This window comes from Fluviicola sp., from assembly GCF_030151805.1.
Lineage (GTDB): Bacteria > Bacteroidota > Bacteroidia > Flavobacteriales_D > Crocinitomicaceae > Fluviicola.
In genome coordinates this window covers 1-7,896 of the sequence record NZ_JASLCN010000200.1, presented here as the reverse complement: position 1 = coordinate 7,896, position 7,896 = coordinate 1, and the positions used below count along the sequence as shown (strand labels likewise).

Here is a 7,896-nt window from a genome sequence, read left to right as displayed (position 1 = left end):
CCGTAGTTGAGTGATTCAGATGCGTTTTTTTGTGATTTTGGAATCCTCTTTTGCAGGGTGTTTTTTTTACAATTGTGTGCATGCTGTTCCCGCTACACCTCCATTGCATTCCGCTATCCGAACTGACAGCTGCAAAATCGAGCGATACGCTTTTATGACGAATGCATTTTTCTTCTCCCGCAGAAGAGCACGGGGTCTGATTCTAACTCATTTTCTGTGAAATTCACGGGAATACCTGACGGGGGATTTACAGGTACTTCGCAGCAATGCCTTTGACCTGGAATTCCTTCACCATTTTCTGATCGTACTCATAAAACAGGATGACTTCTTTCAGATTTGGCAGTAGCTTTACGTCTTCCGTAGAAGTAATGTTAAATTCATTTCCTTCTCCATCCCAATACGGAGTAACCTGGTGATACGCCTTGTGATCATTCTGATCTAAAATCGTCACCTGATCCAATAATTCCTGAGGGATTTCCAAATCTTTGAAAAACTTCTTTACATCGGCAATAGCTCTTGACGGATGTTTCTGATGATCTATTTTCTGCCATTTTTCAGCACTAACAAAGGTTTTTACATCGAATTCCGGCTTCAGTAATTTCTGTTGGTACATCAACTGATCGATCACCGCCAGTTTGAAATTGAAATCTTTAAATTTGGGCATTTTGTGTTGAATTTGGTTGCCGAAATATCGTGAATTTCATTCAAATCCGAACTGAAAATCGTACATTTCATTCCATTATCTGAAGTATTTCCATTGAATCATTGAACCGGCCTATGCTTTTGCTTCCCTTACTCGCAGTATCTGCTCTTTTATGTCCGTTTTTGATCTTCCTGGTTGTTTTCCGTTACGGGCTCTTCCTCGCAGCAGCAACCCCGATCCTGCTCCTGGCGTTGTGTATTCTCAAAAAGAAACAACTGATAACCAACACCTTACACCCACAAGGGGAAACCCCTGAAATTCATCGTTTTGGGTTTTACCTCTAAAATCAATCATAGCAGCAGCGTATTTTTGTTTCTGAATTAAACACTAAAAAATACTATCTATGAAAAAACTGTTACTTACTTTATTAACATTCTCAGCGGTCGGTTTTCATTTTCACTCAGACGCACAATGTACAGTGAGTATCAGCGCTACAGATTCATTGATCTGTGCGGGAGATACTCCTGTTTTAACGGCAACAACAATCGGAGAGGGTCATACCTTAGGAGCATCCAATTTTGCAGGAAACGATCACCGTGGAAACATGTTTGATATTGTTGCTACCAATAGCGTGATTATTACCTCTTTCGACGCATCCCCGATGCAAAACACGACTATTGAGATTTACTACAAGGCCGGAACCTGGAATGGTTTCGCAAACAGCCCTTCCAGCTGGACTTTCGTCGGCTCAGCTCCTGTAATTGCTACCGGGGGAATTGTTCCGGTAGCTGTTCCGGTGAATGTGACGATTCCTGCGGGCGAAACCTATGCATTCTATGTTACTTCCAACAATACAAATGTGAGCGTGAACTACTCCAACGGTACGAATATAGGAAATGTATACTCAAGCGATGCAAACATTACGTTCCTCGAAGGTGGCGGAATGGAATATCCTTTTACGGCGGGAACAGGTGCTGTTTACCAGCCGCGTGTCTGGAACGGGAACATTCATTATGCATTGGCAAATCAACCTACTCTTACTTTTTTGTGGAGCCAGGGACAAACCAATGACAGTATTACACCTACAATTTCAGCAACCACTCAATTTACAGTCGAATCGACTGTTCAGGGCTGTCCTACAATGTACGATACACTAACAATCAATCTTTCCATTCCCTTTGTAAATGCAGGAAATGATTCGGCAGTTTGTATAGGAGATTCTGTTACTCTGAATGCAACAGGTCCTTTTGACTACAGCTGGAATAACTCGGTGATAAATGATCAGACTTTTCTTCCGCTAAATCCTGCAACTTATATCGTAACAGCGACGGATTCTGCCGGATGTACCGCCACGGATACCGTATTTATAAACATACATTCTTTACCGAATGTCAGCGCAGGAACGGGTCAAACGATTTGCCAGGGCTCATCTTTTACCTTGTCGGGTTCAGGTGCATCTACTTATGTGTGGAACAACAACGTAACGAACGGTGTTCCGTTCGTGCCGAATGAAACCAATACATATTCAGTTGTAGGAACAGATACAAACGGTTGTCAGAATTCGGATACCATTACCGTAACGATTCACGAATATGAATACTCTATTACTGTCAGCGGAGAAATTATCCTGATCGGGAATCCGGGTGCAGGTGTAACCTACCAATGGATGAACTGTACAACCAACCAGCTTATTCCCGGACAGACAGATCAGGCGTATTTGGTAACGGAAAATGGTTCATATGCAGTAATCGTATCAGACGGATTCTGTACCGATACTACGAACTGTCTTACTGTAAACACAGTCGGACTGAGTGAAAATACCGCGAACGACCTGATTTCGGTCTATCCGAACCCGAACAACGGTACATTCACGATTCAGGGTGGTGCAGATTCCGAAGTGGAAATCAGTGATTTGAACGGACGCATTGTAAAACGGGTTCATCTAACGGATGCAACAACGGAAATCGAGTTATCTCATGAGAAAAACGGGATTTATTTTGTGAAATGCATCAAGGAGGATCTGTTTACAATCAAACGTATCATCATTCAAAAGAATTAAGATCTTTTCATCACCAGTCAGAATAGTAACAGAATAGTCATAGTAAGCAGAGTTCCTGTTCTGAGATGAAATCAGAGAGAAGTGCCGGTGCAAATTGGCACTTTTTTTGTGGAATTTGGTTTGAAACACAAAACTCATAACCATTGAAACAGCGCTACCTGCTCACCTCTCTTTTAATCTTATGGAGTCTTTTTTCCTTCGGTCAGAAGAAAAAAGAAAAAGATTCGGTTATTGATGATTCATACGCTTTCAAAACCTGTATCAAAATAGCTCCTTTGTCACCATTTATGAAGGAAATCGGTCCTTCATTCAGAATGGGAGTAGAATACCGCGTAAAAGATCACATTTCACTTTACAACGAATTGGGTTTCTTCGCCTTCAAATCCCAGGGAATGTGCGGATCTATGGAACTGAAGTTCTATCAAAACGGTGTGAAACGATTAGGAGGAACTTTCTGGTCTATCGAGTTTTTCTGTAAAAGCCAGTTTTTTCATCTGCGCGATGATCTTGACGGAAAATCCGTTGCCTACACGCTCAATAAAAATATTCAAAGTCTGACTCTCAAAGTCGGGCACACCATTATTTGTCGAAGAGGCTTTGTTTTTGAAATTTTTACCGGTCTTGGAGCACGTTTTTCTCAAAACACGAATTCCCTTACAAGAAAGCTGGATGCTCTGCTACCGGGTAACAAGCATTATCCTCAGATTTTGTATAAACGCGAAGGAGAACTCACATTCCTCAATTTTGAATTTGGGTGCCGACTTGGTTTTCGTTTAAAGAAATAACACGTCTTCGAAGCGGGCTCCTAAAAACAAAAAGGGAATCAACAGTGATTCCCTTTCCTTCAGCATTCAAAAAATGAATTGCTTATTTTCCACTTAATGTAACAGCGATTTTTGAAGTATACGTGCTGACATCCGAATCATCGGTGTAAACATTTTTACTTTCTGCTTCCATTTGTAACTCATCCTTCTTGGATTCTTTGACAGTAAAAATCATCGTGTTCTCACCAGTCAAATAAGTATCAGTCGTTTTGCTGGTACTTGCAGAGCCATTACTTGTCTGAACAGTTGTATTCTTTACAGACAAGACATTGAATAAAACACGCTCGTTCTTTTTAAAATCATCCCCTTTTGTTTTTCCTACAAAACTCCAGGTTCCGCTTTGCTCATCTGTAGAAAGTGCGGTGGAATTTCCGCTTCCGTAAAGAATCGTTTGCGTCCATGTCCATGTTCCGTCCTTATCAATTTTCAGATCGTTGCTGTTTACAATACCTGTTTCAGAAGTAGTCAATGAAGGTCCTACTGTTGGCGTTTGAACCGTTGTTTTAGTTACTGCATTTTCCGAATAGGTAGTCGTTTGGTCTGTCTTATTTCCATTTGCCTGAACATTTGTTGAAGTTTCAGTCTGGGAAGTTACTTTCCATTCATTGACCATTTTCCCTTTGGTGGTTTTCCCGCAGGAAACCAGCCCTGCAGTTAAAAAAGCTACGCTAAGTGCGTAGAAAAGAGTTCTTTTCATTGTTGTAAGTTGAGATTAATATGGGCCAAATGTATCAATTAAATAGTAACAAAAACAATCCGGATTTAAAAAACTTATTTTGCTTCTGAAAAATGACGTCCGGTTATTAAGCAAATGAATTTCAGATACTTTATCTCATTCGGAGTTTCAACGGTATCTCCGGTTTCAGCCGAAAAGTTGATGCGTTTGACAGACACAACATAAAACCCCTCAAAAACAGATCTGTCTTTGAGGGGTTTCTATCCTACGCAGGAGTGCGTCTTAATGATTCCGTTTATTTTGCTTCCAGGACAATTTTTTGAGAAACAGAAAGACTGCTTGTATTCGTGTCATGGGAAGAGGCTTTTTTCGATTCCAATTCCATCTCCAGTTTTTTATTTTTCGATTCCGTAACGGTATACACCATCGTGGTCTGACCTGTGGAATATGTTTCCTTTCCCGTTTCATCGTAAGTAACTGACTGATCCACCGTTTCGGTTTCCCTGGTAGTCATTTCCAATACGTTGAAAAGAACACGCTCATTCTTTTTAAAATCGTCGCCTTTCGTTTGTCCGATAAAACTCCAGGTTCCGCTACGAATCATGGTTTCATTGTTTGTTTTATTTCCGTCTACAAAAGTGACATCTATTGTCCATGACCAGGTTCCGTCTTTCTTGATCGCAAGCTCGTGTTTATTCACCGTTCCGGTTTCAGAGCTTGTTGACGAAGGTCCTGAAGCCGGCTCCAAAACAGTTTTATCCGTCACCGTCTGATCCGTCATTGAATAAATGGATGTATGCTTGTCTCCTAATGTGCTCACATACGTTTCTGAATTTTCGAACGAAGTTATCTTCCATTCGTTGATCATTTTTCCTTTCGTTGTTTTTGCGCAGGATGTGATCCCGAAAACAATCAAAAGCACTGTGTTTATGATATAAATTGAAATTCTTTTCATTTCTGATTACTTAAATATTTATCATTCACCCGTTCACAATCCATTACTTGGATCTCAGGGTCATTTTCAGCAAATCCTCATCTTTATTGACCCCTCCGTTTGTTTCTGAAGCGATATTGGATTCCATTTCCAATTGCATTTCCTCTTTTTTAGATTCTTTGATCGTATAAATCTTCAAATTTTCTCCGGTAAGAAAGGTGGTACTCGTTAAATCGTCGGAAGTAACGTTGTTTCCGTTGGTAGAAGTACTTTTTTCACTTCTGTTCAGCACATTGAAAAGCATCCGTTCATTCTTTTTGAAATCATCCCCTTTTGTTTTTCCGACAAAACTCCAGGTTCCGCTTTCTTCCGTGACGATTCTATTGGTGCCGTTATTGTTGCTGAAAACATACGTTATGTCCTGAACCGAGCTCCAGGTTCCATCCTTTTTAATGGTTAACTCATGAGAATTTACCGATCCTTCCGAGTAATTGTAAAAGTGAACGGTTCCGTTATTATCCTTATCAGTGAGTTCACGCGTGAAAGAGGATTCGGTCATTTTTATTATCAAACTGCTCGTATTACCGTTTTGATAAGTACCTGATTCGTTCCTTTCATAGGATACGATTTTCCATTCGTTCGTTACCTTTCCTTTGCTGGTTTTTGCACAGGATGTCGCTCCGGCGGCTAAAAATGTAAAGCATAAAGTATAAATAGCGATTTTTTTCATTGTGTGATTGTAAGATTTGATTGAATTCATATTTATGGTTGTAAAAAACTGTTTTCCAGCTTTTTTATTGTCTTTTAATCCAAGTTTTACGCAGCATTTTTAATCTGACCTTTTATTTTGTTTTTAAAGTCATGCTGGTTTTAGAAGTAATTTTGCTCTCATTCGAGTACTGATTAGTCATATTTTCAGATTCCGCTTCCAGCTGCAATTCATCCTTTTTGGATTCCTTTACCGTATAGATTGCGGTTTCATATCCCGTCAAATACTCGTAATTTGCGTTGTATTCATTGACAATTGTTCCCTGGTTTTTGTGAACGGTTGAATAATCGGCCTTTAATATATTAAAAAGCACACGCTCATTCTTCTTGAAATCATCGCCTTTGTTTTTCCCGATAAAACTCCAGACTCCGCTTTTTTCACTTCTTGTCCGGACTTCACCCGAATCCGTACTATAAGAAAGATCCTGGATCCATTTCCATGCCCCATCCTTTTCAATCGTAAATTCGTTTGTATTGACTCTCGCATCGTCCGTTACCGTTGTAACAGAGCCATCAGCTGCTGTAGTAACATACTTCGCATCCATCCTGGTTTCATTCATTGTCTGCGTCGATGTATATTTACTTCCGTCGGCAGATGTTGAAGTTGATTCGGTAGTCATTGAAGTGACTTTCCAATCATTGGCCATCTTACCTTTGGTTGATTTTCCGCAAGAGCCAAGCGCAATTGTCATAACCAGAATACTGATGATAGAATTATAATTTGTTTTCATTTTTCTCGAATTAAAGGTGACTATTTCTTGTTGGTTCAATTTTATTTCAAACGAACACTCAACTTGTTGATGCGCTGACTATTATTGTTTTGAATCGTATATTTGGAATCCGAATCCATTTCCATTTCCAATAACTTATTGTTTGAGTCTTTGACCGTAAAAATCATTACGCTTTGTCCTGTTAAATAGGTATCCACAGTAGAATTTGTTGAAACGACCGTACCATTGTTTAAAGACTGTTGGGTAAATTCGTACGACAGGACGTTAAAAAGAACCCGCTCATTTTTCTTGAAACCATCTTCTTTGTTTTTCGCAATAAAACTCCATGTCCCGCTTTGATTGGTAATCCCCTTCTGGCCCTGGCCTCCCGCTCCAACATACTCCACTTCCTTATTCCAGGTCCAGGTTCCGTCTTTTTTGATGGCCCACGAATTCACATTAACTTTTCCTTCAGTAGAACCTGTTTCAGAAGAGTCTCCACCGGCAAAAGTATGGACGAATTTTTGGGTTATCGCGTTATCTGCGATGGTCTCCGTCATGACCGTCTTATCCTCTCCGTTCATACTAATAAACGTTTCTTCGGAGGTTGAGGATGCAACTTTCCAGTCGTTGATCATTTTTCCGCGGGTAGTTTTTCCGCAGGAACTCATTCCGGTCGCTAAAAAAGCCACCGACAATACATAAAAAGAAAGTCTTTTCATTTTGTTTTGGTTTAAGTTAAAATCGGGTTGAACGCTGAACAGTGGTTATTCCAGGCTCGTTTTCCATTTATTTATTCATTAACGTATCAGGTTCACATGTCCATTGAATTCGGTGGGCATTCCGAAACAATCTTCATAAATCACTGAAACAGCATACATTCCTGTCGGACAAGCCTCACCTTTGTAAGTTCCGTCCCAACCGGTAAAATCTCCCGTTTGTGAAAAGATTTCTTCTCCCCAACGGTTGAAAATCCGCATGCTTTGAACAGAGACATTTTCTCCTTGATATACATAACGTTCATTGTGGGTGTCGGCGTTGGGTGAAAATGCATTCGGAAGGTAAAAAAATTGCTCATTCTGCAAATTCACGTAGATTGAATCCCAAATTTCCCCGCACGGATTGAACGCGTGAACGGTATACCAACCGGATTCGGTTAAATAAGTCCCGACCAAATTTCCGTTTGGTGCAAAGATTTCCAGGTTGTAGTTTGTTTCCACGTGCAGCAATGAAACCGACAATTGTTTCTGACAATCACGGATAGAATCTTCCGGGAAATACA

Annotated in this window: 10 protein-coding genes; 3 read left to right on the top strand and 7 right to left on the bottom strand. The window is 40.2% G+C overall.

Annotation, left to right across the window (positions count from 1 at the left end):
• Window positions 1–247: 247 nt before the first annotated feature.
• Complete coding sequence (locus tag Q1V93_RS07565; RefSeq protein ID WP_300663372.1) at window positions 248–664, bottom strand: hypothetical protein; 417 nt, start codon at window positions 662–664, stop codon at window positions 248–250.
• Window positions 665–777: 113 nt separating this feature from the next.
• Between Q1V93_RS07565 and Q1V93_RS07560 the strand changes: the two genes are divergently transcribed.
• The 3 genes from Q1V93_RS07560 (at window position 778) to Q1V93_RS07550 (ending at window position 3,487) form a co-directional block, all read left to right on the top strand.
• Window positions 778–987, top strand: a complete 210-nt coding sequence (locus Q1V93_RS07560; protein ID WP_300663370.1) for a hypothetical protein — start codon at window positions 778–780, stop codon at window positions 985–987.
• A 59-nt stretch (window positions 988–1,046) separates the two neighbouring features.
• The gene (locus tag Q1V93_RS07555; protein ID WP_300663368.1) at window positions 1,047–2,702 is read left to right on the top strand and encodes a T9SS type A sorting domain-containing protein; all 1,656 of its coding nucleotides are present in this window, start codon (window positions 1,047–1,049) and stop codon (window positions 2,700–2,702) included.
• A 143-nt stretch (window positions 2,703–2,845) separates the two neighbouring features.
• Window positions 2,846–3,487: a hypothetical protein gene (locus Q1V93_RS07550; RefSeq protein ID WP_300663366.1), complete on the top strand. Its 642-nt coding sequence runs from the start codon at window positions 2,846–2,848 to the stop codon at window positions 3,485–3,487.
• An 82-nt stretch (window positions 3,488–3,569) separates the two neighbouring features.
• Here Q1V93_RS07550 and Q1V93_RS07545 read toward each other — a convergent pair whose 3' ends face one another.
• The 6 genes from Q1V93_RS07545 to Q1V93_RS07520 form a co-directional block, all read right to left on the bottom strand.
• Complete coding sequence (locus Q1V93_RS07545; RefSeq protein ID WP_300663365.1) at window positions 3,570–4,223, bottom strand: hypothetical protein; 654 nt, start codon at window positions 4,221–4,223, stop codon at window positions 3,570–3,572.
• Window positions 4,224–4,497: 274 nt separating this feature from the next.
• Window positions 4,498–5,157, bottom strand: coding sequence for a hypothetical protein (locus Q1V93_RS07540; RefSeq protein ID WP_300663363.1), 660 nt, complete (start codon window positions 5,155–5,157; stop codon window positions 4,498–4,500).
• Window positions 5,158–5,200: 43 nt separating this feature from the next.
• Window positions 5,201–5,896: a hypothetical protein gene (locus Q1V93_RS07535; RefSeq protein WP_300663361.1), complete on the bottom strand. Its 696-nt coding sequence runs from the start codon at window positions 5,894–5,896 to the stop codon at window positions 5,201–5,203.
• Window positions 5,897–5,978: 82 nt separating this feature from the next.
• The gene (locus Q1V93_RS07530) at window positions 5,979–6,635 is read right to left on the bottom strand and encodes a hypothetical protein (RefSeq protein ID WP_300663359.1); all 657 of its coding nucleotides are present in this window, start codon (window positions 6,633–6,635) and stop codon (window positions 5,979–5,981) included.
• A gap of 41 nt (window positions 6,636–6,676) precedes the next feature.
• Window positions 6,677–7,336, bottom strand: a complete 660-nt coding sequence (locus Q1V93_RS07525; RefSeq protein ID WP_300663357.1) for a hypothetical protein — start codon at window positions 7,334–7,336, stop codon at window positions 6,677–6,679.
• A gap of 78 nt (window positions 7,337–7,414) precedes the next feature.
• Window positions 7,415–7,896 (bottom strand): T9SS type B sorting domain-containing protein (locus Q1V93_RS07520; RefSeq protein ID WP_300663355.1); only part of this gene is annotated, 482 nt, incomplete at its 5' end.

What these genes read in the sequence shown, in the direction of transcription:
- Q1V93_RS07565 (WP_300663372.1), bottom strand. Translation starts at nt 664, where the DNA reads ATGCCCAAATTTAAAGATTTCAATTTCAAACTGGCGGTGATCGATCAG.
- Q1V93_RS07560 (WP_300663370.1), top strand. Translation starts at nt 778, where the DNA reads ATGCTTTTGCTTCCCTTACTCGCAGTATCTGCTCTTTTATGTCCGTTT.
- Q1V93_RS07555 (WP_300663368.1), top strand. Translation starts at nt 1,047, where the DNA reads ATGAAAAAACTGTTACTTACTTTATTAACATTCTCAGCGGTCGGTTTT.
- Q1V93_RS07545 (WP_300663365.1), bottom strand. Translation starts at nt 4,223, where the DNA reads ATGAAAAGAACTCTTTTCTACGCACTTAGCGTAGCTTTTTTAACTGCA.
- Q1V93_RS07540 (WP_300663363.1), bottom strand. Translation starts at nt 5,157, where the DNA reads ATGAAAAGAATTTCAATTTATATCATAAACACAGTGCTTTTGATTGTT.
- Q1V93_RS07535 (WP_300663361.1), bottom strand. Translation starts at nt 5,896, where the DNA reads ATGAATTCAATCAAATCTTACAATCACACAATGAAAAAAATCGCTATT.
- Q1V93_RS07530 (WP_300663359.1), bottom strand. Translation starts at nt 6,635, where the DNA reads ATGAAAACAAATTATAATTCTATCATCAGTATTCTGGTTATGACAATT.
- Q1V93_RS07525 (WP_300663357.1), bottom strand. Translation starts at nt 7,336, where the DNA reads ATGAAAAGACTTTCTTTTTATGTATTGTCGGTGGCTTTTTTAGCGACC.